The organism is Streptomyces sp. NPDC091412 (assembly GCF_044756885.1).
GTDB lineage: Bacteria > Actinomycetota > Actinomycetes > Streptomycetales > Streptomycetaceae > Streptomyces.
Genome location: NZ_JBIVTV010000002.1, coordinates 255,494 through 278,890, shown reverse-complemented (window position 1 = coordinate 278,890; position 23,397 = coordinate 255,494). Strand labels below are relative to the sequence as shown.

The following is a 23,397-nucleotide window of genomic DNA, read 5'->3' as shown; positions in this document are numbered from 1 at the left end:
TCTGTACGTCAGCACTCGATGACGTTGACGGCGAGACCGCCGCGGGCGGTCTCCTTGTACTTGGCCTTCATGTCGCGGCCGGTGTCCCGCATGGTCCTGATCGCCTTGTCCAGGCTGACCTTGTGGGTGCCGTCGCCGGCCAGGGCGAGCCGGGCCGCGTTGATCGCCTTGACGCTCGCGACGGCGTTGCGCTCGATGCAGGGGATCTGTACGAGGCCGCCCACCGGGTCGCAGGTGAGGCCCAGATTGTGCTCGATCCCGACCTCGGCCGCGTTCTCCACCTGGGCGGGGCTGCCGCCGAGCACTTCGCACAGCGCCCCCGCCGCCATGGCGCACGCCGATCCGACCTCGCCCTGGCAGCCGACCTCGGCCCCGGAGATGGAGGCGTTCTCCTTGAACAGGATGCCGATGGCGGCGGCGGTCAGCAGGAAGCGGACGACGCCGTCCTCGTCGGCGCCGGGCACGAAGCGCGCGTAGTAGTGCAGTACGGCGGGCACGATCCCGGCCGCCCCGTTGGTGGGCGCGGTCACGATGCGGCCGCCCGAGGCGTTCTCCTCGTTGACGGCGAGGGCGAACAGGTTCACCCAGTCCATGCCCCGCAGCGGGTCCGTGCTGTCCCCGGTGGTGGCGCTCAGCTCACGGAAGAGTCCCGGCACGCGCAGGCCGCCGGGCAGCACGCCCTCGCGCCGGCAGCCGCGGTCCACGCACGCCCGCATCACCGCCCACAGATCGAGCAGTCCGGCTCGCACCTCCGCCTCGGGCCGCCAGGCCTGCTCGTTGGCGAGCATCACCTCGCTGATCGACAGGTTCTCCCGGGCGCAGACGTCGAGCAGTTCGGCACCGGTGGAGAACGGGAAGCGCACCGGCGTGGCGTCGGCGACGACGCGGTCGGCGCCGGTGGCCTCCTCGTCGACGACGAAGCCGCCGCCCACGGAGTAGTAGGTGCGCGCGGCCAGTTCCCGGCCGTCCGCCGCCAGGGCCCGGAACACCATGCCGTTCGGGTGGGCGGGCAGGGACCTGCGGCGGTGCAGCACCAGGTCCCGGTCGCCGTCGAAGCGGATCCGATGCTTGCCGCCGAGCAGCAGCGTGCCGCCGGCACGTACCGCCGCGACCCGGTCGTCGGACCGGTCGGTGTCGACGGTGGCCGGGTCCTCGCCCTCCAGGCCGAGGACCACGGCCCGGTCGGAACCGTGGCCGCGGCCGGTGGCGCCGAGCGAGCCGTACAGCTCCGCCCGGACGCCGGCGACGTCGTCCAGCCGCCCGTCCCGCTCCAGCAGCCGGACGAAGCGCCGGGCCGCCCGCATCGGCCCCACCGTGTGCGAGGAGGAGGGGCCGATGCCGACCGAGTAGAGGTCGAAGACGCTGAGGGCCATCACGGCACCTCGGCGCCCTGGAACTCGCTCATCGCGTCGATGAGCCAGCGGGCCAGGTAGTCGGCGAACGAGGACCGCGGGAGGAGCCGGTAGGCCGTCTCGCCGGTCTGCCAGAGCACCACCGGGACCGGTCCGACCTGTGTGGACACCGCCCGGTCCGGCCCGAAGGAGCGCGGGTGCAGGTCCAGGGCGCAGCCCTTCTCCAGGACCGCGCGGGCCGAGGGGCCGCTCAGCTCCAGCGTGGTCCGGTTCGCCGACACGTCGACGACCGAGCCCGGCGCCCCGGCGAGCGCGTCCAGCAGTTCGGCGACCAGCGCAGGCCCTTCGCTCTGGGACAGCACGAGCCATTCGTCGGGGCCGAGCCACAGGGTGGAGTGCGGGCCGGACCGCGCGGTGGCGCCGCAGTGGCCGGGCAGCGCGGCGCCGAGTGCCGAGCCCAGTCGGCCGGCCGCCTCGGAGGCGGGGTCGACGCGCAGGCTCACCATGGTGACGAAGGGCCACTCCTCCAGCGACACACCGCGCTCGCCCGCCACCGTGGCGGCGCGCATCCGGTCCCGGAGGTGCGTCAGGGGACCGCGGCGCAGCGCCGCGGGTCCCGCGTCGGTCGGCTCAGCCATCTCGCTTGGTCCCTTCGGGGTCGTAGAGCACGGGGTCGGCGACCAGGACGGGCACCAGGTCGTCGCCGACCGGGGCGAGCAGGGTCTCGCCGATCCGGTTGCGCCCGTCGGCGACGAGCGCGAGGGCGAACGGCCTGCCGAGGGCCTGGCTGTGGTAGCTGGAGGTGACGTGGCCGAGCATCGGCACCGGCCCGTCCTGCGGGGTGACGGGGACGTCCGGCGCGACGATCTGGGAGCCCTCCGGCAGCCGGGTGCTGCCGTCGGCGGGCAGCAGGCCGACCAGGTGCTTGCGGTCGCCGCGGGCGGTGTCGGGGCGGCTGTAGGAGCGCTTGCCGATGAAGTCCTTCTGCTTGGAGACCGCCCAGGACATGCCCGCGTCGTGGGGGGTGACCGTCCCGTCGGTGTCCTGGCCGACGATGACGTAGCCCTTCTCGGCGCGCAGCACGTGCATGGTCTCGGTGCCGTACGGGGTGATGCCGTACGACTGTCCGGCCGCGTGCACCTGCTCCCAGACGGCGCGGCCGTACCAGGCGGAGACGTTGATCTCGTAGGCGAGTTCGCCGGAGAAGGAGATCCGGCAGATGCGGGCGGGGACGCCGGAGGCCAGGGTGGCCTCACGGAAGGTCATGAAGGGGAACGCCTCGTTCGACAGGTCGAGGCCGGGGGCGAGTTGGGCGACGACCTCACGGGACCTGGGGCCGACGACGGCGATCGTGGTCCACTGCTCGGTCACCGAGGTGCAGTGCACGTCGAGTTCGGGCCATTCGGTCTGGAGCCACTCCTCCAGCCAGTCCAGTACGGCGGCGGCGCCGCCGGTCGTGGTGGTCATGAAGTAGCGGTCCTCGTCGAGGCGCAGGGTCACGCCGTCGTCGAAGATCATGCCGTCGGGCTTGCACATCACGCCGTAGCGGGCGGAGCCGGGCTTGAGCTTCTTGAAGGCGTTGGTGTAGATGCGGTTGAGGAATTCGCCCGCGTCCGCGCCCCGGATCTCGATCTTGCCGAGGGTGGAGGCGTCCATGAAGGCGACGCCCTCGCGGGCCGCGCGGCACTCCCGTGCCACCGCAGCGTCCATGTCCTCCCCCTCCCGGGGGTAGTACCACGGCCGCTTCCACTGCCCCACGTTCTCGAACTCCGCGCCGTGCGCGACGTGCCAGCCGTGGATCGCCGTCGTGCGCTCCGGGTCGAACAGGTCGCCGCGCTCGCGTCCGGCGAGGGCGGCGAAGGCCACCGGGGTGTACGGCGCCCGGTAGGCGGTGGTGCCGATCTCGCCCGGGGAGGCGCCGTCGCCGAGGGCGGCGGCGATCACGCCGATCGCGTTGACGCCGGAGGTCTTGCCCTGGTCGTTGGCGGTGCCGAGCGAGGTGTAGCGCTTGACGTGCTCGACGCTGCGCATCCCGGCGCCGGTGGACCGCCAGACGTCGGCGACGGTGACATCGCGCTGGTGGTCGACGAAGTGGGTGTCCCAGGTGCCGGGATCGCCGACTGAGCCCTCGGGGCCGTTGCCGGGTGCGGGCACCAGCCAGAGTGCGCGCACCGGGGCGTGGTCGCGGGCGTCGCCGGCCGGCGGGGCGGGGACGGGCACCGGGAACCCGGCGTCGGTGGCGGCCCGCGCACCGGCGCGGGCCCCTTCGGCGAGCGCGCCGTCGAGGTCGTACGTTCCGCGGGCCGCACCCGCGATGTGCTGGTCGCGCACCGTGCCGTCGGGGACGAAGGCGGCCAGGTCCCCGTCCCAGCGCAGCTTCCCCTGGCGTTGGCTGTGCAGGTGCACGACCGGGCTCCAGCCGCCCGAGACGGCGAGCAGGTCGCAGTCGAACGAGACGGGCTCGCCGGTGAGTTCGCCGGCGTCGTCGAGGGCCTGGACGGTGACCCCGGTGATCCGGCCCTCGCCCGCGGTGCCGGTCACCGCGCTGCCGGTCAGCACCTTGACGCCGGACGCCACGGAGACCTCGGCCGCCCGCCGGGACAGTTGGGGCCGCGCGTCGACGACGGCGGCGATCGGGACGCCGGCCGCGTGCAGGTCGGCCACCGTGTCGTAGGCGCTGTCGTTGGTGGTGGTCACGACCGTGCGCGAGCCGGGGGCCACCGCGTAGCGGTTGACGTAGGTGCGCACGGCGGAGGCGAGCATCACGCCGGGGCGGTCGTTGCCGGCGAACACCAGCGGCCGTTCGTGGGCGCCGGTCGCCAGGATCACCTGGCGGGCCCGGATGTGCCAGAGCCGCTGGCGCGAGACGCCCGCGGAGGCGTCGGGGGCGCCGGCGCCGAGGTGGTCGGTGCGCCGTTGCAGGGCGAGGACGTAGTTGTCGTCGTAGGAGCCGAAGGCGGTGGTGCGGGGCAGCACGACGGCCTCGGGCGCGGCGTCGAGGGCCGCGCGCATGTCGGCGACCCAGTCGAGCGCGGTCTGGTCGCCGACGGTCCCGGTGCGCCCGGACAGCAGCGAACCGCCGGGCTCGGGCTGGTCGTCGAGGAGGATCACGCGGGCGCCGGAACCGGCGGCGGCGACGGCCGCCGCGAGTCCGGCCGGGCCCGCTCCGACGACCAGGACGTCGGTGTGCGCGTACTTCTTGTCGTAGACGGCGGGGTCGGGGTTCGGGTCGAGCCGGCCCATCCCGGACAGGGTGCTGGCGGACAGCCCGTCGTACAGCTCGACGGCCGTCGCGGGCAGCATGCTCTCCGAGCACGGGCCGTCGAGCTGGAGCAGGGCGTTGGGCTCCTCGACTCCGGCGGAGACGATGCCGCGCGGGCGGCCCCGGTAGAGGGACGCTCCGACCTCGACGACACCACTGGCCAGCAGGGCGGAGGCGACGGTGTCGCCGGGGTGGCCGGTCAACTGCCGTCCGTCGACGGTGAACCGCAGTACGGTGCCGCGGTCGACACGGCTGCCGTGCGGCAGACGGAATTCCTGGTCGGTCATCGGTTCCCTCCGGCCGGATCGGCGGACTGGCGAAGGTCGCTCCGCCCGGGAAGCCCGGGGAGCCCGGCAAGCCCGGGGAGATCGGGGCGGGGCTCGTCGAGCCGGTAGACGGCGAGCACTTCGTAACTGACGGTGTCGCGTACGACGTTGAACCAGCGACGGCAGCCCGTGGAGTGCATCCACCGCTCGGCGAAGGGGCCCTTGGGGTTGTCCCGGTAGAAGACGTATTCGGCCCACTGCTCGTCGGTGAGGTCCCCGGGGGTCCCGGGGAAGGGGATGTGGGCCTGGCCTCCGTAGTGGTACTCGGTCTCGTCCCGTGGACCGCACCAGGGGCAGTTCAGCAGCAGCACGGTGTCCTCCTCTCAGTGGGCCACGGCCGCGGCGCCGTGCTCGTCGATCAGGGCGCCCGTGGTGAAGCGCTCCAGGGCGAAGGGCTTGTTCAGGGGGTGCGGCTCACCGGTGGCGATGGTGTGGGCGAAGGTCCAGCCGGCGGCCGGGGTCGCCTTGAAACCTCCGGTTCCCCAGCCGCAGTTGACGTAGAGGTTCTCCACCGGGGTGGTGCCGATGATCGGGGAGGCGTCCGGGGTGACGTCGACGATGCCGCCCCAGGTGCGCAGCACGTGCGCGCGGGCGAAGACCGGGAACAGCTCCACGGCGGCGGCCATCTGATGCTCGATCACATGGAACGAGCCGCGCTGGCCGTAGCCGTTGTACGCGTCGACGCCCGCGCCCATCACCAGCTCGCCCTTGTGCGCCTGGGAGACGTAGACGTGCACGTGGTTCGACATCACGACGGTGGGGTGCACCGGCTCGTGCAGCTCGGAGACCAGAGCCTGGAGCGGGTGCGACTGCACCGGCAGCCGGAATCCGGCCCGCTCGGCCAGGACGCCGCTGTGCCCGGCGCCCGCGAGACCGACCCGGCCGGCCAGGATGCGGCCCCGGCTGGTCTCCACGCCGACGACCCGGTCGCCGTCCTTGACGAAGCCGGTGACCTCGCAGCCCTGGATGAGGTCGACGCCCATCTCGTCGGCGCGGCGGGCGAGTGCCCAGGCGACGTGGTCGTGCTTGGCGATGCCGGCGCGCGGCTGGTAGGTGCCGCCGAGGACCGGGTGGCGGGTGGTGGGCGAGACGTTGAGGATCGGGCAGACCTTGGCGACCTCGTCCGTCTCCAGCCATTCGGCGTCGACTCCGTTGAGGCGGTTGGCGTTGACGCGGCGCACGCCCTCGCGGACGTCCTGGAGGGTGTGCGCGAGGTTGAGCACGCCGCGCTGGCTGAACAGGAAGTCGCAGTCCAGTTCCTCGGGCAGCCGCTCCCACAGTTTGAGGGCGTGCTCGTAGAGGGCGGCGCTCTCGTCCCACAGGTAGTTGGACCGGATGATGGTGGTGTTGCGGGCCATGTTGCCGCCGGCCAGCCAGCCCTTCTCCAGTACGGCGACGTTGGTGATGCCGTGGTTCTTGGCGAGGTAGTAGGCGGTGGCCAGGCCGTGGCCTCCGGCGCCGACGATGACGACGTCGTAGGAGGAGCGCGGATCGGGGGTGCGCCAGAGCCAGTCGGGATGCTCCGGGAGCGGGGTGGCGGTCATCCGGCGGTTCCGTTCTGCTCGGCGGGTCCGGTCGGGGTGGCGGGTCCGGTCGGGTGGGCCGGTCCGGTCGGTTCGGCGTTCGCGGTCCGGCCGTCGGGGGCGGTCCGGTCGGCGTAGAGCGGGAACTTCTCGGCGAGCGCGGTGACCCGGCCGCGCAGCAGTCCGGCGCCCTCGTCGGTGAGGTCCTCCTCCTTCAGGGCGCGGGCGATGATGTCGGCGACCTCGCGGAACTCCTCCGCGCCGAAGCCCCGGGTGGCCAGCGCGGGGGTGCCGATGCGCAGGCCGGAGGAGACCATCGGCGGGCGGGGGTCGAAGGGCACGGCGTTGCGGTTGACGGTGATGCCGACGCGGTGGAGGCGGTCCTCGGCCTGCTGTCCGTCGAGCGCGGAGTCGCGCAGGTCGACCAGGACGAGGTGGACTTCCGTGCCGCCGGTGAGGACGGAGATCCCGGCCTCGGCGACGTCGTCGGCGAGCAGCCGGCCGGCGAGGATCCGGGCGCCCTCGAGGGTGCGCCGCTGTCGCTCCTTGAACTCCTCGCTCGCGGCGACCTTGAAGGCGACCGCCTTCGCCGCGACGACGTGCTCCAGGGGGCCGCCCTGCTGGCCGGGGAAGACCGCCGAGTTGATCTTCTTGGCGAGTCCGGACCGGCTGAGGATCACACCGCCGCGGGGACCTCCGAGGGTCTTGTGGGTGGTGGTCGTCACGACGTCCGCGTACGGCACGGGGCTGGGATGCAGTCCGGCCGCGACCAGTCCCGCGAAGTGCGCCATGTCGACCATGAGGTACGCGCCGACCTCGTCGGCGATGCGCCGGAAGGCGGCGAAGTCCAGCCGGCGGGGGTAGGCCGACCAGCCGGCCACGATCAACTTCGGCCGGTGCGCGCGGGCCAGTTCGGCCACCTCGTCCATGTCGACGCGCAGGTCGGACTCGCGGACGTGGTACGGCACGACGTTGTAGAGCTTGCCGGAGAAATTGATGCGCATGCCGTGGGTGAGGTGGCCGCCGTGCGCCAGGTCGAGCCCGAGGATCGTGTCCCCGGGGTCGAGCAGGGCGGACATCGCGGCGGCGTTGGCCTGGGCGCCCGAGTGCGGCTGGACGTTGGCCGCCTCCGCGCCGAAGAGGGCCTTGACCCGGTCGATCGCGAGCTGTTCGACGACGTCGACGTGCTCGCAGCCGCCGTAGTAGCGGCGGCCGGGATAGCCCTCGGCGTACTTGTTCGTCAGGACCGAGCCCTGGGCCTGCATCACGGCCGCCGGCGCGAAGTTCTCCGACGCGATCATCTCGAGTGTCGTCTGCTGGCGCCTCAGCTCCTCGGAGACGGCGACGGCGATCTCGGGGTCCAGCGCCGCCAGCGGGAGGGAGAGAAGGCCGCTTGCCTCCGTCGTCGACGGACTCGCTGCCATAGTGAGCACCACCTTAATATGCGACTGCTCCCACACTGATATATCAGTTGCTGCGGTAACGTAGGACAAGCCGACGGAACGGGTCAAGGGGGCAGCGCGATGGATCGGACAGAGGCCTCGCCGGCGAGCGCCGAGGAGACGCTCACCCTCGCCGAGCGCGCGTACCGCGACATCCGCGACCGGCTGATCATGCTGGAGATCCCGCCCGGCGCCCCGGTGAACGAGGATCTGCTCGCCCAGAGCGTCGGCTTCGGGCGCACCCCGGTGCGCGAAGCCCTCAAGCGGCTCCAGCACGAGCGGCTGATCGTGGCCTACCCGCGGCGCGGGACCTTCGCCACCGAGGTCAACATCACCGACCTCGCGCACATCTCCGAGGTGCGGCGCCAGCTGGAGCCGATGGCGGCGGCATGCGCGGCCGAGCGTGCCACGGCCGCCGACCGCGAGGCGCTGGGCGCGCTGCTGCGGCGGCTGGAGGGCGAGGACACCCCCGGGCAGGGCGCGGACGCCCTGATGCGCCTCGACCTGCGGGTGCACCGCGCCATCTACGCCGCGACCCACAACCCGTACTTCGAGGACACCCTCGTCCGCTACGACAACCTGGCCACCCGGATCTGGTGCCTGTTCGTGAACCGGCTGCCCGGCATGGCAGGGCACGTCGTCGAGCACGGACCGCTGCTGCGGGCCATCGTCGACGGCGACCCCGACAAGGCCTCGGAGCTCGCGCGAAGCCATGTCGTGGGCTTCGAGCGGGCGATCCGCGAAGCGATCTGAACGCAACAAACCCCTCAGCCGTCGGCCTCAGGTCGGCGGCTTGTTGCGTTTGCCGCAACAGAGATGCTCGTAAGGAAAAACCATGAGTGAATCTCTTGCGCAAGCCCGAGGCTCCACCTAGCTTGTGCAACAACGTTGCTGGATATGCAACTCCATGTTGGGGAGTCCGTTCCATGAACGACCAGCCAAGCGCCCCGGTGCGGCCCCAGCCGCCCGATCCACCCCCGCCGCTCGCCCCCTCCGCCGACGCCATGGCCGGCTCGCCCGCCGGCCGCCCCGCGGTACGCCGCCGCGTGGTGGCGGCCAGCTTCATCGGCAACTTCGTCGAGTGGTTCGACTACGCCGCCTACGGCTATCTGGCGGCGACCATCTCCACGGTCTTCTTTCCCGACACCGACCGCACGACGGCCCTGCTGGCGACCTTCAGCGTCTTCGCCGTCTCCTTCTTCGTCCGTCCCCTCGGCGGATTCGTCTGGGGGCACATCGGCGACAAGGTCGGCCGGCGCAGCGCGCTCTCGCTGTCCATCGTGATCATGTCGGTGGCGACCTTCTGCATCGCCCTGCTGCCCACGTATCACGCGGTCGGCCTGTTCGCACCGCTGCTGCTCCTGGTGGTCCGGGTCGTCCAGGGGTTCTCCGCCTCCGGTGAGTACGCCGGCGCCTCCGCCTTCCTGGTCGAGTACGCGCCCGCCGGACGGCGGGGTCTGTACGCCTCCGTGGTCCCGGCCAGCACCGCCTCGGGTCTGCTGCTCGGCTCCCTGCTCGCGGCCCTGCTCACCGGAGTGCTCTCCGAGGGCCAGATGCACGGCTGGGGCTGGCGCCTGCCCTTCCTGCTCGCCGCTCCGATGGGCCTGATCGGCCGCTACATCCGGATGCGACTGGAGGACACCCCGGCGTTCCGGGCCCTGGAGGAGCAGGACGTCGCGCGGACCCCGGCCAAGCAGATGCTGCGCGCCAACCGCCGCCCGCTGGTCCTGGCGATGGGCGCCACCGTGCTCAACGCGGTCGGCTTCTACATGCTGCTCAGCTACATGCCGACGTATCTGTCGGAGGAACTCCACTTCGGCACCACCGAGTCGTTCCTCGCCACCACCGTCTCGCTCACGGCGTACATCGCCTTCGTCTTCCTCACCGGCCTGGCCTCGGACCGGTTCGGCCGGAAGAAGATGCTGATCACGGCGTCCACCCTGTTCACCCTGTGCACGGTGCCGGCGTTCATGCTGCTGGACGGCGCCGGGCTGCTGACCGTCATCGCGATCCAGGTGCTGCTCGGCGGCATGCTCACCCTCAACGACGGGACGCTGCCGAGCTTCCTCGCCGAGCAGTTCCCGACCCGGGTCCGCTACAGCGGTTTCGCCATCAGCTTCAACCTGGCGAACGCCCTCTTCGGCGGCACCGCGGCGTTCGTCGCCACGCTGCTCATCTCCTGGACCGGCAGCAGCCTCTCCCCCGCCTGGTACCTCGCCGCCGCGGCGCTGGTCTCGCTCTGGGCCGTCCTGGCCTCGAAGGAGACCTCACGCGAGCCGCTGCGCGAGCACTGAGGACCACCCACCCACCGGACGGCTCCTCTTCCCCGGTCGACGGGGAGACGCCGAACCGATGAAGAACCAATGAAAGCCGACGAAAACCGACGCGAAGGAGTACCCGTGTCCGCTGCCGACCTCGAGCGCCTGAAGCTGATCCGCAACGGTGAGAAGGAGCGACTGACCTTCTCCGACGCCGAGATGGAGCGCCGGCTGTCGATGCTCCGCAAGGCGATGGCCGAAACGGGCGTCGACGTCGCCCTGTTCACCTCGTACCACAACATCAAGTACTACTCCGACTTCCTCTTCACCTCCTTCGGCCGCCCCTACGCGCTGATCGTCACCACGGACGACCAGATCACCGTCTCCGCCAACATCGACGCCGGCATGCCGTGGCGGCGCACCTTCGGCGACAACGTCGTCTACACCGACTGGCACCGCGACAACTACATCCACGTCATCAAGGAGACCCTGAGGGGGCGGGCCGTCACGCCGCGCCGGATCGGCGTCGAGCACGACAGCCTGCCGCTGGACACCCTGCGGAAGTTCGAAGCCGCCTTCCCCGAAGCGGAGTTCGCCGACATCGCGCAGACCGCCATGCGGCAGCGGATGGTCAAGTCGGACGAGGAGATCGCCCTGATCAAGGAGGGCGCGCGGGTCGGCGACCTGGGCGGCGAGGCCATCCGCGCGGCGATCCACGAGGGCGTCTCGGAGTACGAGGTCGCACTGGCCGGCACCGACGCCATGGTCCGCGAGATCGCCCGCGCGTACCCGCACACCGAGATCCGCGACACCTGGGTGTGGTTCCAGTCGGGCATCAACACCGACGGCGCCCACAACTGGCCCACCACCCGCAAGGTGGGCCGCGGCGACATCCTGAGCCTCAACTGCTTCCCGATGATCTCGGGTTACTACACCGCGCTGGAGCGGACCCTCTTCTACGGCGAACCCGACGCCCGGTCGCTCGAACTGTGGGAGATCAACGTCGAGGTGCACCGGCGCGGTCTGGAACTGATCAAGCCGGGGATCAGCTGCGCGGAGATCGCCCACTCGCTCAACGAGATCTACATCGGCCACGGCCTGCTGCCCCACCGCACCTTCGGCTACGGCCACTCGTTCGGTGTGCTGTCCCACTACTACGGCCGCGAGGCGGGGCTCGAACTGCGCGAGGACATCGACACCGTGCTCGAACCGAACATGGTGGTGTCCATGGAGCCGATGATCATGGTGCCCGAGGGCGAGCCGGGCGCCGGTGGTTACCGTGAGCACGACATCCTGGTCGTGACCGAGAACGGCGCCGAGAACATCACCAAGTTCCCCTTCGGTCCTGAGCACAACATCCTGGGCGTCTGATCGCGAACCCGACGGCGCGCGGTGCCGCACCGGCCCTCCCTGGGTCGGCGCGGCACCGCGCCGTGCCGTGCCGTGCCGTGCACACCGAGGGAGCGCCCATGGCGGACAGGCGGACGGACCCGAGCGGCGTGGACACCGGAACGGCGGAGAACCGGGGGACCTCCGTCCTGCGCAACGGGATCTCCGTCCTGCTCTGCTTCAGCGCGCGGGAGCCCCTGCTCGGGGTCACCGACATCGCCGCCCGGGTCGGTCTGCACAAGAGCACCGTCTCCCGCATCCTCGCCACCCTGGAGCAGGCCGGCCTGGTCGAACGGGCCGCCGGCTCCCGGCGTTTCCGGCTCGGCCTGGGCGTCATCGCCATGGCCGGGCCCCTGCTCGCGGACCTCGACGTGCGCCGCGTCGCCCACCCGGTGCTGCGGGAACTGACCCGGCGCACCGGTGAGACCTCGGCGCTGATGCTGTGGAACGGCACCGAGGCCGTGTGCGTCGAGCAGGTCCCCAGCCCTCACGAGGTCAAGCACACCACCGCGCTGGGCACCCGGTACGACACCGCCGCCAGTTCGTCGGTGCGGGTGTTCCTGGCCCAGCTGCCCGGCAGCACCGTCCGCGCCCTGCTCACCAGCGGCACGCTGGTCCTGCCCGGGCTCGACGAGACGGTGCTCCAGGCGTATCTGTCCCAGCTCGACGCGATGCACGGGCAGGGCTACGCCACGAACTTCGGGGAGACCTCGTTGCAGGAGGCCGGCGTGGCCGCACCGGTCTTCGACCACCGTGGCGAGGTGGCCGCGGCCGTTCTCACCTCGGCGCCCCGCTTCCGCGTCTCCCCCGACCTGCTGCCGGTTCTCGGCGAGGCGGTACGCGCCGCCGCCGGCCAGGTGACCCGCCGACTCGGCGGCCACGACCCGGACCGGCCACGGTGACGGGGACGACCGCGCGGAACGCGCCCCGCCCGTCCATGCCCCACCCGCACCACGCCGGAGAGGCCCGGGGCGAACCCTTCCCGTGACGCACCGGACACATGCCCGACAGCCCAGCAGCCCAGCAGCCCAGCAGCCCGACACCACGGCAGCCCGGCACCCCAGCAGCCCGACACCACGGCAGCCCGGCACCCCAGCAGCCCGACACCACGGCAGCCCGGCAGCCCGGCAGCCGCAACCCCGTACACCCGACGGCCAAAGGCCGAACACACCGCACTCCCGGCGGTCCGCCCAGGCGGTTCCGCGGGACGCCGGAGCCGCCAGCCACCACCCCGCCCCGACCCGGTCTTCAGGACAGCCCGGCTGAAAGGTCAGGGACCCAGACCCCCTCCAAGGGCGCACCCGGCACATCGCGCCCCCGGCCCGACACCACGGCGCGCAGTACCCACCGCCGGCCGGACGGCGCCACGGCGACCCGGCGGCCACAACCCCGGACTCCCAGCCGCCGAAGACCGAACGCGCCGCACTCCCGGCGGTCCGCCCAAGCGGTTCCGCGGGAGTTCGGCGCGTTCGTCGGGCGCTGCCCGGCCGGTGCAACCGGGTCTGTGCTACCCGGCCAGTGTCAGCCGTGGCTCGTGGTGAGTGAGCCGGGTGCTTCGATGCGCTCGATGTGCCGGATCTCCTTGACGGTCCCGGCCGTGTGGGCCGCGATCTCCTCCAGCGTCGTGATCCACATGCCGTCCAGGGCGCGCACGTCCTCGATCAGCCGTTCCAGGGCCGCCGCCCTGGAGGGGCGGCCGGAGATGAACGGGTGGTTGGTCAGGACGAAGCAGCCGCTCTCGGCGTGGTGCGCCTGTGCCTCCAGCAGCCACATCTCGTGCACCTTGCGCGGACTCTCGATCACCCCGCTGCCCGTCCAGCCGGGGTAGAAGGCGTACTGCTCCCAGTCGTCCAGGCCCCAGTCGACCGGGATCTCGACCAGGTCGCCCGTCGTGCCGGTGCCGTGCAGCCGGTACGGGGTGTCGCCGTCGAGCAGACTGGAGTCGTACTGGAAGCCGCGCTCGATGAGCAGGTCCGGCGTGTGCCAGTTCATCTCCCACCACGGGGCCCGGTAGCCGGCCGGGCGGATGCCGAGCCGGTCCAGCGCCTCCAGGCCGCGGTCGAGGTACTCGGCCTCGCGCGCCGCGTCGATGCCCTGCATCGGCTCGTGGAGGTAGCCGTGGTGCGCCACCTCGTGTCCCTCGTCGACGATGCTCCGCACCATGTCGGGATAGGTGTCGGCGGTGAATCCGGGGACGAAGAACGTGGCCTTCACGTCCTGCCGCCGCAGCAGCCGCAGCAGCCTGGGCACGCCGGCCCGCGGGCCGTAGGCCTGGTGGGTCATCAGCGACATCCGCGACGAGGCCGAGGGGTCGTGCGCGAGGACGCACGACTCGGCGTCGACGTCGAAGGTGAACGCGGCGGCGGCGCGGCGGCCGTCAGGCCAGGGGAAGTTCATCGTCGGTCCTTTCCGGGACGGAGGGGAGAGCGGCGGCCTGGGCCCGGCGGGCGGCACGCGGTCCGAGCACCGCGTAGACCGTCGCGCTGGTGACGCCGCCGGCCAGCCACGACAGGTCCACGCCGCCGAGGGCGACGGCGACGGGCCCCTGGAAGAACGGGATCACCCCGTACATGAACAGCCAGGTGGCGAGGACGCCGGCGAAGAACGCGGTGTAACCGGCCCAGTTGACGTTGGGAAGCCGCCTCGTGCCCACGGGGTCGAAGAGCCGCTCGACCCGGATCGAGCCGCGCTCGACCCGGTAGTAGTGGACGAGCATGATGCCGCCCCACGTGGACACCCAGGCCACCAGGCCGACCAGCCAGGTGTCGAGGACGGAGGCGAAGTCCGACTGGTAGATGAAGAAGACCACGGCGGCCATGGAGAGCACGCCGACCACGCTGCTCAGCGTGCGCCGCGGCACCCGGATGTCCAGGGCCTGGGTGGCGACGGTGAAGGTGTAGATGTTCAGGATGTTGGTCGCCACGGGTCCGTGCAGGACGAGCAGCAGCACGGGGATGGCGAGCGCCCCGAAGTTGTCGACGATGAGGCGGCCCGGGTCGACGGAGCCGTTCTTGGTGGCGAGGGTGGCGCCGAGCACCCCCAGCCACACCACGGGGATGAACTGCCCGAGGGTGCTTGCCAGATAGAGCCGGCTCCGGGGCATGCTCGTGCTGACGAAACGCGAGTAGTCCGCCGCGTAGGTGAACCAGGTGATGCCCCAGCCGATGCCGATCGCGGTCATCACCCCGGTCATGGCGGCCAGGCGCGCGCCGCCGGTGAGCACGTGTCCGGGCGGACCCGCGTACGACCAGTCGATGTGCAGGAAGAACCAGGCCACCACCGACATGGCCACCAGGACCACGATGGTGGGCGGCACCGTCCAGCGTTCGAAGGCGGAGATCGCGCGGTAGCCGATCCACGAGATGCACACCTGGACCGCCATGATCACGGCCGCGACGGCGATCTTCCACACGTGGTTGGCGCCGTGCGGATCGACCAGGCCGATCTTGCCCAGCAGGGCCATGACGAGGTCGAGGATGATCCAGGTGTTGACCGAGCACCAGCCGATCGCCAGGAACGCCTGGATGGCGGCGGGCAGATAGTTGCCGCGACGCCCGAAGGCGGCGCGCCCCAGGACCATGCCGGTCACACCGGTGCGCTGGCCCATGAGGACGAAGACGCCGAAGAAGGCCATGCCGATGAGGTTGCCGACGATCAGCACGACGAGCGTGTCGGACAGGCCCAGACCGAGCTGGATGCCGAGCGCGCCCAGGACCCAGTTGATCGGGGCGATGTTGGCGCCGCACCAGATCCAGAACTGGCCGGACACGCTGTTGGTCCGGGCCGACTCCGGGACGGGCTGCAACGCGGCCTCGACCTCGGGGACGGTGGACGGTGGCGGGGACGAGGGTGCGGAAGAAGCAGACATGGGTTGACCCCCAGGTTGAGGCGGCCTGTTCGCACGCTGGGCGGGCCGCTTGCCCCGCAATCCTGGTGGTCCCGGTCACACGGAACAAGAAACGATCTGTCATACAGTTGTTCCGCCGTGCTAAACAAATCGTCATGCTGATGTCGCTGTCGCGGGTCCTCGCCCATCCGAGCCTCGCACCGGCCGAGCCACGGGTCCTGGCCGGATCGCGGGGTCTGGAGCGGACCGTGCGCTGGCTCCACTCCAGCGAGGTCCTGGAGGTGGCGCCGCTGCTGCGCGGCGGTGAGCTGCTGCTGACCGGCGGCACCATGCTGGCCCGCGCGAGCGAGGACGAGCAGCGCGCGTACGTCCGGAGCCTGGCCGTCCGGGGAGTCGCGGGCGTCGCGATCGAGACCGGCGGCGAACTCCGGGAGGTTCCGGCGTCGCTCGTCGAGGAGGCGGCCGCGCGGGACTTCCCCGTCGTCGAGCTGCGGCGGGTGGTCCCGTTCGTGGAGGTCGCCGAAGTGATCAACGGCGCCCTGATCAACGACTCCGTGGCGCGGCTGCGCTCGGTGGACGCGCTCTCCCAGGAGCAGTCCGAACTGCTCGCCGAGGGCGCCGGCGTGCAGGAGGTGCTGGACGCGCTCGTGCGGCACACCTCGACGGCGGCCGCCGTCTTCGACGCGAACGACCGGCTCATCACCGTCAGCGGCCCCGAGAAGGACCAGGGGAGCGGGCCCGCGCGGGAGGAGCCGACCCCGTTCGGCGGCATGGGGACGCGGCTGACGATCCGCGGGGTTCCCGCGGCCACCCTCGTGCTCTACCCGGACGCCGACGCGGACGTCGAGACGCTGGAACTGGCCCAGGACCGGACGGTGGAGGCACTGAAGCTGGCACTGCTGCGGTTCCGGCCGCCGGGCCCGCGGGAGTTCGCCGCGAGTGAACTCGTCCGGCTGGCCGCCGCGGACGGCGCCCATCCGCAGCGGATCCGCCGGCTGGGCGTGTCGATCGGTTTCAGCGCCGACGCGCCGGTCATCGGGGTGGCCGCCCGCGCCACCGGGCCGTCGGCCGAACTGCGCCGCTTGGACGATCTGCTGTCCCGCTACGGCCGGACCGCGGTCGACGTGCCGTCCCCGCTCGCCGTGCACACACTCCTGTCACTGCGGGACCGTGACGGCGCCGCCGGCCTGCGGGCCCGGCTCGTCGCCGATCTCACCGAGTGGCGCTCGTCCGACCGGACGGCGATCGCGATCGGCCCGCTGATGCCGGCCCTGGAGGACGCGGCCGTCTCGCTGGGCGCGGCGCTGGAGTGCGTGCGCCGCCCCACGCGCGCGTTCCGGGCCGGGGTGGTCGACGCCACCGAGCTGAGTGCGGAGCGGCTGCTGCTCGACGACGAGCTGCGCATCCCGGCGGAGCGGCTCGTACGGGAACAGCTCGGGCTCCTGCTCACCCTGCGGCACGAGGAACGCGACCTCCTGCTCACCACCCTGGAGACGTATTTCGAGACCGGCTTCAACAAGACCCGCGCGGCGGCGGAACTGCATCTGCAACGCCAGTCCCTCTACGCGCGGTTGCAGCGCGCGTTCGACCTCCTGGGCGGCGATCCGACGGGAACGCCCCGGGCGCTGGCCCTGCACCTGGCGCTGCGCGTCCACCGCCGGCTCGTCTGACCGCGGCCCCCACCGGAGCAGGCCGGGGCCGGCCGGGTGCTGGTCAGTCCTTGTAGTCGGGGCAGGTCCGGTCGAGCAGGCGCAGCAGCGCCGCCCAGGCGAGTGCGTAGGCGTCGACGTCCTCGAAGTCCGAGGTCGCCTCGCCCGCGAGCTGCTGGGCGGTGTACTCGCAGACCTCGGCCGGCGGGACGACGAGGGGGCCACCGCCCGCCTGCGCGGTCACCTGGATCTCGCAGGCCTTCTCCAGGTAGTACATGCGCAGGAACGCCTGGGCCGCGCTCTCGCCGACCGTCAGCAGCCCGTGGTTGCGGAGGATCAGGGCGGGGTGGCCGCCGATGTCGGCGACGAGGCGTCGCTGTTCGTCGAGGTTGAGGGCGACGCCCTCGTAGTCGTGGTAGCCGACCCGGTTGTGGAACTCCATCGACATCTGGTTGACCGGCAGCAGCCCGTCGCGCTGGGCGGCGACGGCGCAGCCCGCCTTGGTGTGGGTGTGCAGCACGCACCGCGCGTCCTCGCGTGCGGCGTGGATCGCGCTGTGGATGACGAAACCGGCCGGGTTGACCGGGTACGGGGTCGGCTCGACCGGGTTGCCGGACAGATCGATCTTCACCAGGTTCGAGGCGGTGATCTCCTCGAACAGCAGGCCGTAGGGGTTGATCAGGAAGTGGTGGTCCGGGCCCGGCAGCCGCATCGAGATGTGCGTGAAGATCAGGTCGGTCATGCGGAAGTGCGCGACGAGCCGGTAGACGGCGGCCAGTTCGCGGCGCAGCCGCAGCTCCTCTGCTGCCGGATCGAGGGCCGGCGCGGCCGGGCTCCGGGTGGCGGGTGTGCTCAGCAGGTCGGTCATGGAGGGCTCCTTCGGGACGGTTCAGGCCTCGGGGTCGACGACGGGCGTGAGGGGGCGGCCGGTGCGCTGCCAGGCGATGACGTTCTCGGCGGGCTCGCACACGTACGCGCGGTGCGAGGCGTCGGACAGGAAGGCGCTGTGCGGGGACAGCTGGATGCGCGGGTGGCCGCACAGCGGGTCGCCGGCGGGCGGGGGCTCCACGGGCAGGACGTCGAGGGCGGCTCCGGTGAGCCGGCCGCTGTCGAGCGCCCGGAGCAGGGCCTCGGGGTCGACGAGTTCGCCGCGGGAGACGTTCACCAGCAGTCCGCCCGGCCGCATGCGGGCGAGCAGCCCGTCGTCGACCATGCCCCGGGTCCGGTCGGTGAGCGGGACGTGCAGGGACAGCACGTCCGCCGCGCCCACCAGTTCGTCCAGTTCGAGCCGGTCGACACCGGCCGGCCATCCGGAGGGGTCGGCCTGCGGGTCGTACGCGGCGAGGCGGCCGAAGACGGGAGCCGCGATCCGGACGAGTTCCCGGGCGATACGGCCCATCCCGACCAGGCCCAGCGTCAACCCGCCTGCTCGGCGCGGCAGTTCGGCCCTGGCGAAGTCGGTGGCCCAGCCTCCGCCGCGCACCACGGCGTCGGCCTGCGGCAGCCGGCGTACGAGGGAGAGGGCCGAGGCGAGGGCGTGGACGGCGACGTCCTCGGTGGCGGTGCCGGGCAGGTTGGTCACCCACAGGCCGCGCCGGCGGGCCGCGGCGGCGTCGATCATGTCGTACCCGGCCGACATGGTGGCGAGGACGCGCAGCCTCGGCAGGCGGTCGAGGAGTGCCTCGTCCACGCACGCGTAGCCGACGATCAGCGCCACCGCGTCATGAGCCGCGGCCGCGATGGCCCCGGGGTCGCGGCTGCCGGCGATCCGCACGGCGAAACCCGCGTCGGTGAGGAGCCGGACGCCCGGCTCCGGGTCCAGCTCGCCCAGGTCCGTGTAGACGACCACGGGTTGCCCCACGGCGACCTCCTCAACTGATTCGACCGTTTGGAACGCCCTCAACCTACGTTTCGACTGATCTGATGTCCATTGGTGATTGACTCGACTGTGCAGTGATGCGCATCACCCGCCGGTGGGCCCGGCGGGCGATGCCCGAGAATGACACCGGACCCGGGCGCCGCCGCACCACGGGCCGACACACCGAAGGAACCGAAGGGGAACAGCCCAGGTGGATCTGGACCACACCGACCTCGCCGTCGTGCGCGAACTGCAGACGGACGGTCGCCTCACCTACGAGACGCTGGCCCGGCGCGTGGGCCTGTCACGGCCCGCCACCCGGGCCCGGGTCCAGCGGATGCTGGACTCCGGCGCGGTGCGCGTGGTGGCCATCGTGCACCCCGCCGTGCGCGGGCTGACCGCCTCGGCACACCTGTCGATCGACACCTACGGCGCGGCCGGACCGGTGGCGCGCGCCATCGCCGCGATGCCCCAGGCACCGTTCGTCACCCTCACGGCGGGACAGCGGGCCATCATGACCGAGCTGCGCACCGAGGGGTTCGCCGAGCTGGACCGGGCGATCGAGCGGGTGCGCACCCTGCCGGGCGTGCGGACGGTCGATCCGCTGCTCACCACCCGCCAGCTGAAGGACCCCTACCTGCTCCCCGACCCTCCGGCCGCCGCCGAGCTCGACGAGCTGGACCGGCGGATCCTGGACGAGCTGGAGCGCGACGGCCGGCTGCCGTTCGCCGAACTCGCCGACCGGGTGGGGCTGTCGGCGGGCGCCACCCGGTCCCGCACGCTGCGGCTGCTCGACGGCGGCGTCGCGAAGGTGCTCGCCCTGGTGCGGCCCGAACTGCTGGGCATGGGCCACCTCTGCGGCTTCGCGGTGCGCCTGGACGGTCCCGCGGATCCGGTGGCCGAGCGGCTCGCCTCCTGGGACCGCGTGTCGTTCCTGTCCGCCTGCATCGGGCGGGCCGATCTGGTCGGCACCATCACGGCCGAGTCGCTGCCCGCGCTCCTGGCCACTCTGGAGCGGATGCGGGCGTGCGAGCAGGTGAGCGGCGTGGAGAGCTGGCTGCACATGGAACTGGTGAAGGAGCGCTACGACCCGGGAGCCCCGGGACCGGCACCGGACGCCGGAGCACGAACCTCGACACCGGACGCCGGAGCATGAACCGCCGGCAATCACCCCCTCTGACGGACGATCCGTAAGCACACACCCCCGACACCTTCCGAAATTTTTCTCTGAAGCACCTCTAGCCAATCTGTCGTTCGTTATCTATCGTCCAGGCGAACGAATCAGCCGTCGCGTCGCCTCCGCGTACCTTCGGCGTCCCCTGGTCGAAAGCAGGCCCCATGCACCACCCTCTCGACGACCCCGACCGCACCCTGCTGGTGACCGGCGCCGCGATCGCCTCCGCCGGCACCACGACCCGCGCGGAAGCCCTGGCCGTGCGCGGCGACCGGATCGTGCACGTCGGCACCGCCGACGACGCCCGCGCCGCGCTCGGCCGCGTGGACCGCGAGCTGGAGCTCGACGGCGGTCTGGTCCACCCAGGTTTCGTCGACGCGCACTGCCACCCGGTGATGTACGGCCAGGCCCTGGCCTGGGTCGACTGCCGGCCCGAGCGCGTACCGGACATCGACACCCTGGTCGACGTGCTGCGCGACGCCGCCCGCGACCTGCCCGCCGGAGTCCCGGTGCGCGGCTTCGGCTACGAGCACCGCCGCCTCGCCGAACGCCGCCACCCCACCCGCCACGACCTCGACCGCGTCGCCGACGACCGCGAGGTCTACGTGATGAACGCCTCCGGTCACGGCGGCGTCGTCAACTCCCACACGCTGCGGACCTGCGGCATCACGGCCGGCACCCCGGACCCCGAGGGGGGCAGCATCGGCCGTTTCGCCTCGGGCGAGCCCGACGGACAGCTGTGGGACGCCGCGTGCGACCTGCTCACCGGACCGGGCGGGGTGAAGATCGGCAACCACGGCCCGAACTTCCACCTCACCGAGCCGGACGCCATCATGGCCGACCATCTGGCGCGCGCCCAGGAGGTCTTCCTGGCCGCCGGTGTCACCACGGTCGGTGACGCGCAGGCCTCGCGCCGCGAGATGGAGACCTATCTGCGGGCGCAGGAGTCCGGCTCACTGCGCATGCGTGTGTCGGCGTACCTCACCTCCGCGCTGCTGGACACCGCGCTCGAACTCGGCGTCGTCCACGGCTTCGGCGGCGACCTGTTCCGTGTGCAGGGCGTGAAGTTCTACGCGGACGGCACGCTGGGCGGCTGGACCGCCTACTTCCCCGAGGGCTACGCCGCCGACTGCTGCCACCACGGGCAGCTGTACCACTCGGTCGAGGAGTACGCGGAGATCGTCGCGCGGGCCCACCGGGCGGGGTTGCAGACCGCGACGCACGCCCAGTCCCCGTACGCCATCGGCATGGTCCTCGACGCGGTCGAGAAGGCGCAGGCGGACCGGCCCCGGCCGGACATGCGGCACCGTATCGAGCACTGCGGACTGCCCACCGACGAGCAGATCGACCGCATGGGCGCGCTGGGGGTCGTCCCGGTGATGCAGCCGCAGCACCACCTGCGGACCGGTGACGGCACGCTGACCGCCGTCGGCGAGCTCGGCCACCGCTACAACCCCGCGGGCCGCTGCCTCACGGCCGGTGTTCCGGTCGTGTTCAGCTCCGACGCGCCGGTCGCCCCGCCCGCCCCGCTGGAGGCGGTCTCCGCGGCCGCCACACGGCGCACGGTCCTGGGCACCGTCCTGGGCGACGAGGCACTGCGGCTGCCGGTCGCCGACGGCCTGCACGCGCACACCGCCGCGGCCGCCCGCGCCCTGCACCGCGAGCACGCGGTGGGCGCGCTGGCGCCGGGCATGCTCGCCGACTTCGTCGTCCTCGACGCCGATCCCCTGCACACCGCGGCCGACGAACTCACCGGCATCGGCGTGCGCGAGACCTGGATCGGCGGCACCCGCGCCTGGGCGGCACCCGGCCGCTGAGTTCCGCCCCCGCTCCGTCCCCTTCCCCCGGGAGCGGCGCGCACCGCCGCGCCGCTCTCCCGCTCCCCCGTCCCCACCCTCAGCCGGAGGTCCCGCATGCCGGACCGCACCCACCAGCCCGATCCGAGAAACGCGCGCAGAGCCGCGCTGGCCGCCCTGGCCGGCACCTCGATCGAGTGGTACGACTTCTACGCCTTCGCCACCGCCGCGGCCATCGTCTTCAACGACGTGTTCTTCCCCGCGGACATGCCCTCGCTGCTCAAGACCCTGTCCGCCTTCGGCACGTTCGCCGTCGGCTTCCTGCTGCGACCGCTCGGCGGCATCGTGTTCGGGCACATAGGCGACCGGGTGGGACGCAAGAAGACCCTCGTCATCACCCTGCTGATGATGGGCATCGCGTCCTTCGCCATCGGCCTGCTCCCGACCTACGCCCAGGTCGGCGCCCTGGCTCCGGTCCTGCTCATCGTCCTGCGCCTGGTCCAGGGCATCGCGATCGGCGGCGAGTGGGGCGGCGCGGTGCTGATCGCGGTGGAGAACGCCCCGAAGGGCAGGAGGACCTTCTTCGGCTCGTTCGCCCAGCTCGGTTCGTCCGTCGGCGCCCTGCTCTCCACCGGCGCCTTCAGCCTGATGAACCTCTTCGGCCACGACGCGTTCCTCAGCTGGGGCTGGCGCGTGCCGTTCCTCGCCTCCGCCGTCCTCGTCGCCATCGGACTCGTCATCCGCGTCAAGCTCGAGGACTCCCCGGTGATGTCCGAGGTGCGCGAGGAGCGCGGGACCGAGGCCAAGCTGCCGGTGGCGGAGGTGCTCCAGAAGGCCTGGCGCACCGTACTGGTGGGCGTCTTCGCCCTGGCCACGGCCACCGGCGGCTACTACGTGGTGACCAGCTACCTGCTGTCCTACGGCACCGGACACCTGCACCTGTCCGAGTCGATGCTGCTCAACGGCCTGACGCTGGCGGCCTTCCTCGAACTGCTGGTGACCCCGGGCCTGGCCTGGCTCGGCGACCGCGTCGGCGCGCACAAGGTCGTCATCGCCGGACTCGCCGGAGTCGTCGTCCTGGCGGCGCCGCAGTTCATGGCGATGGGCACGGGCAGCGTCGCACTGATCTACCTGATGATGCTCGCGATGCGGTTCGTGATGTCGGCCCTGTACGGACCGATCGCCGCGATCCTCGCCGAAGGTTTCGAACCGCATGTCCGCTACACCGGGATCTCCCTGTCGTACCAGGTCTGCAACCTGATCTTCGGCGGCTTCGCGCCGGTGGCCTGTGTGTCCCTGGCCGCGCTGGCGGGCGGCCACTACTGGCCCCCGGCCGTGCTGCTGATGGTGATCTCGGCGATCGGCATCTGGTGCACGGGGCGTCTGCACGTCGCCCGCGTGCGGCGGGAGGCCGCCCGGCCGGCCACCGCGGAGGCGGATCCGGTGCCGGCGGTCTCCTGACGACTCACGGCGGGGAGGACGGGCGCCTCTCGGGTTCTGTTTCGAGTCCGCCCTCCCCGC

18 protein-coding genes are annotated in these 23,397 nt (G+C 72.1%); 8 read left to right on the top strand and 10 right to left on the bottom strand.

Annotated features, from left to right (window positions below):
- Positions 1 to 8 precede the first annotated feature (8 nt).
- Genes ACIQMV_RS05385 through glyA form a run of 6 tightly spaced genes read right to left on the bottom strand, consistent with a single transcriptional unit; the run spans position 9 to position 7,887 of the window.
- The gene (locus ACIQMV_RS05385) at positions 9 to 1,373 is read right to left on the bottom strand and encodes an L-serine ammonia-lyase (RefSeq protein WP_402591316.1); all 1,365 of its coding nucleotides are present in this window, start codon (positions 1,371 to 1,373) and stop codon (positions 9 to 11) included.
- Positions 1,373 to 1,990, bottom strand: a complete 618-nt coding sequence (locus ACIQMV_RS05380; protein ID WP_402591314.1) for a sarcosine oxidase subunit gamma — start codon at positions 1,988 to 1,990, stop codon at positions 1,373 to 1,375. Before ACIQMV_RS05380 ends, ACIQMV_RS05385 begins: the two co-directional genes overlap by 1 nt.
- The gene (locus ACIQMV_RS05375) at positions 1,983 to 4,901 is read right to left on the bottom strand and encodes a sarcosine oxidase subunit alpha family protein (RefSeq protein WP_402591312.1); all 2,919 of its coding nucleotides are present in this window, start codon (positions 4,899 to 4,901) and stop codon (positions 1,983 to 1,985) included. Before ACIQMV_RS05375 ends, ACIQMV_RS05380 begins: the two co-directional genes overlap by 8 nt.
- A complete protein-coding gene (locus ACIQMV_RS05370) occupies positions 4,898 to 5,251 on the bottom strand; it encodes a sarcosine oxidase subunit delta (RefSeq protein ID WP_402591310.1) in 354 nt (117 codons plus the stop codon). Before ACIQMV_RS05370 ends, ACIQMV_RS05375 begins: the two co-directional genes overlap by 4 nt.
- Before the next feature lie 12 nt (positions 5,252 to 5,263).
- Complete coding sequence (locus tag ACIQMV_RS05365) at positions 5,264 to 6,484, bottom strand: sarcosine oxidase subunit beta family protein (RefSeq protein ID WP_402591308.1); 1,221 nt, start codon at positions 6,482 to 6,484, stop codon at positions 5,264 to 5,266.
- On the bottom strand, positions 6,481 to 7,887 hold the full coding sequence (glyA, locus tag ACIQMV_RS05360) for a serine hydroxymethyltransferase (RefSeq protein WP_402591306.1): 1,407 nt from the start codon (positions 7,885 to 7,887) through the stop codon (positions 6,481 to 6,483). The genes ACIQMV_RS05365 and glyA overlap by 4 nt, the downstream gene beginning before the upstream one ends.
- A 99-nt stretch (positions 7,888 to 7,986) precedes the next feature.
- Between glyA and ACIQMV_RS05355 the strand changes: the two genes are divergently transcribed.
- The 4 genes from ACIQMV_RS05355 to ACIQMV_RS05340 all read left to right on the top strand — a co-directional run bounded on the left by ACIQMV_RS05355 (position 7,987) and on the right by ACIQMV_RS05340 (position 12,454).
- Positions 7,987 to 8,658: a GntR family transcriptional regulator gene (locus tag ACIQMV_RS05355; protein WP_402591304.1), complete on the top strand. Its 672-nt coding sequence runs from the start codon at positions 7,987 to 7,989 to the stop codon at positions 8,656 to 8,658.
- A gap of 173 nt (positions 8,659 to 8,831) precedes the next feature.
- Entirely contained in the window at positions 8,832 to 10,199 is a 1,368-nt protein-coding gene (locus ACIQMV_RS05350) for an MFS transporter (protein ID WP_402591302.1), read from the top strand.
- Positions 10,200 to 10,304: 105 nt separating this feature from the next.
- Positions 10,305 to 11,534, top strand: coding sequence for an aminopeptidase P family protein (locus ACIQMV_RS05345; RefSeq protein ID WP_216372775.1), 1,230 nt, complete (start codon positions 10,305 to 10,307; stop codon positions 11,532 to 11,534).
- A 98-nt stretch (positions 11,535 to 11,632) separates the two neighbouring features.
- On the top strand, positions 11,633 to 12,454 hold the full coding sequence (locus ACIQMV_RS05340) for an IclR family transcriptional regulator (RefSeq protein ID WP_402591299.1): 822 nt from the start codon (positions 11,633 to 11,635) through the stop codon (positions 12,452 to 12,454).
- A 619-nt stretch (positions 12,455 to 13,073) separates the two neighbouring features.
- On the opposite strand, the gene ACIQMV_RS05335 is transcribed toward ACIQMV_RS05340, so the two are convergent.
- Positions 13,074 to 13,949 (bottom strand): polysaccharide deacetylase, encoded by an 876-nt coding sequence (locus ACIQMV_RS05335; RefSeq protein WP_141358797.1) that lies wholly within the window; start codon positions 13,947 to 13,949, stop codon positions 13,074 to 13,076.
- A complete protein-coding gene (locus tag ACIQMV_RS05330; protein WP_402591297.1) occupies positions 13,930 to 15,420 on the bottom strand; it encodes a purine-cytosine permease family protein in 1,491 nt (496 codons plus the stop codon). The genes ACIQMV_RS05335 and ACIQMV_RS05330 overlap by 20 nt, the downstream gene beginning before the upstream one ends.
- A gap of 134 nt (positions 15,421 to 15,554) precedes the next feature.
- Between ACIQMV_RS05330 and ACIQMV_RS05325 the strand changes: the two genes are divergently transcribed.
- Entirely contained in the window at positions 15,555 to 17,069 is a 1,515-nt protein-coding gene (locus ACIQMV_RS05325) for a PucR family transcriptional regulator (protein ID WP_402591295.1), read from the top strand.
- A 43-nt stretch (positions 17,070 to 17,112) separates the two neighbouring features.
- Here ACIQMV_RS05325 and ACIQMV_RS05320 read toward each other — a convergent pair whose 3' ends face one another.
- Both ACIQMV_RS05320 and ACIQMV_RS05315 read right to left on the bottom strand, forming a co-directional pair.
- Positions 17,113 to 17,916, bottom strand: coding sequence for a class II aldolase/adducin family protein (locus ACIQMV_RS05320; RefSeq protein WP_402591293.1), 804 nt, complete (start codon positions 17,914 to 17,916; stop codon positions 17,113 to 17,115).
- Between the two features lie 21 nt (positions 17,917 to 17,937).
- Positions 17,938 to 18,909 (bottom strand): C-terminal binding protein, encoded by a 972-nt coding sequence (locus ACIQMV_RS05315; protein WP_402591291.1) that lies wholly within the window; start codon positions 18,907 to 18,909, stop codon positions 17,938 to 17,940.
- A gap of 208 nt (positions 18,910 to 19,117) precedes the next feature.
- On the opposite strand from ACIQMV_RS05315, the gene ACIQMV_RS05310 reads away from it, so the two are divergent.
- The 3 genes from ACIQMV_RS05310 (at position 19,118) to ACIQMV_RS05300 (ending at position 23,337) form a co-directional block, all read left to right on the top strand.
- Positions 19,118 to 20,062, top strand: coding sequence for an Lrp/AsnC family transcriptional regulator (locus tag ACIQMV_RS05310; RefSeq protein WP_402591289.1), 945 nt, complete (start codon positions 19,118 to 19,120; stop codon positions 20,060 to 20,062).
- 182 nt (positions 20,063 to 20,244) lie between these two features.
- A complete protein-coding gene (locus ACIQMV_RS05305) occupies positions 20,245 to 21,897 on the top strand; it encodes an amidohydrolase (RefSeq protein WP_401773296.1) in 1,653 nt (550 codons plus the stop codon).
- Positions 21,898 to 21,993: 96 nt separating this feature from the next.
- Positions 21,994 to 23,337, top strand: coding sequence for an MFS transporter (locus tag ACIQMV_RS05300; protein WP_402591286.1), 1,344 nt, complete (start codon positions 21,994 to 21,996; stop codon positions 23,335 to 23,337).
- The last annotated feature ends 60 nt before the right edge of the window (positions 23,338 to 23,397 follow it).

Excerpts from the sequence above, each read along its gene's own strand:
- ACIQMV_RS05325 (WP_402591295.1), top strand. The coding sequence starts at position 15,555 with ATGCTGATGTCGCTGTCGCGGGTCCTCGCCCATCCGAGCCTCGCACCG.
- ACIQMV_RS05375 (WP_402591312.1), bottom strand. The coding sequence starts at position 4,901 with ATGACCGACCAGGAATTCCGTCTGCCGCACGGCAGCCGTGTCGACCGC.
- ACIQMV_RS05365 (WP_402591308.1), bottom strand. The coding sequence starts at position 6,484 with ATGACCGCCACCCCGCTCCCGGAGCATCCCGACTGGCTCTGGCGCACC.
- ACIQMV_RS05320 (WP_402591293.1), bottom strand. The coding sequence starts at position 17,916 with ATGACCGACCTGCTGAGCACACCCGCCACCCGGAGCCCGGCCGCGCCG.
- ACIQMV_RS05335 (WP_141358797.1), bottom strand. The coding sequence starts at position 13,949 with ATGAACTTCCCCTGGCCTGACGGCCGCCGCGCCGCCGCCGCGTTCACC.
- ACIQMV_RS05385 (WP_402591316.1), bottom strand. The coding sequence starts at position 1,373 with ATGGCCCTCAGCGTCTTCGACCTCTACTCGGTCGGCATCGGCCCCTCC.
- ACIQMV_RS05330 (WP_402591297.1), bottom strand. The coding sequence starts at position 15,420 with ATGTCTGCTTCTTCCGCACCCTCGTCCCCGCCACCGTCCACCGTCCCC.
- ACIQMV_RS05380 (WP_402591314.1), bottom strand. The coding sequence starts at position 1,990 with ATGGCTGAGCCGACCGACGCGGGACCCGCGGCGCTGCGCCGCGGTCCC.
- glyA (WP_402591306.1), bottom strand. The coding sequence starts at position 7,887 with ATGGCAGCGAGTCCGTCGACGACGGAGGCAAGCGGCCTTCTCTCCCTC.
- ACIQMV_RS05305 (WP_401773296.1), top strand. The coding sequence starts at position 20,245 with ATGCACCACCCTCTCGACGACCCCGACCGCACCCTGCTGGTGACCGGC.
- ACIQMV_RS05340 (WP_402591299.1), top strand. The coding sequence starts at position 11,633 with ATGGCGGACAGGCGGACGGACCCGAGCGGCGTGGACACCGGAACGGCG.
- ACIQMV_RS05355 (WP_402591304.1), top strand. The coding sequence starts at position 7,987 with ATGGATCGGACAGAGGCCTCGCCGGCGAGCGCCGAGGAGACGCTCACC.
- ACIQMV_RS05300 (WP_402591286.1), top strand. The coding sequence starts at position 21,994 with ATGCCGGACCGCACCCACCAGCCCGATCCGAGAAACGCGCGCAGAGCC.
- ACIQMV_RS05350 (WP_402591302.1), top strand. The coding sequence starts at position 8,832 with ATGAACGACCAGCCAAGCGCCCCGGTGCGGCCCCAGCCGCCCGATCCA.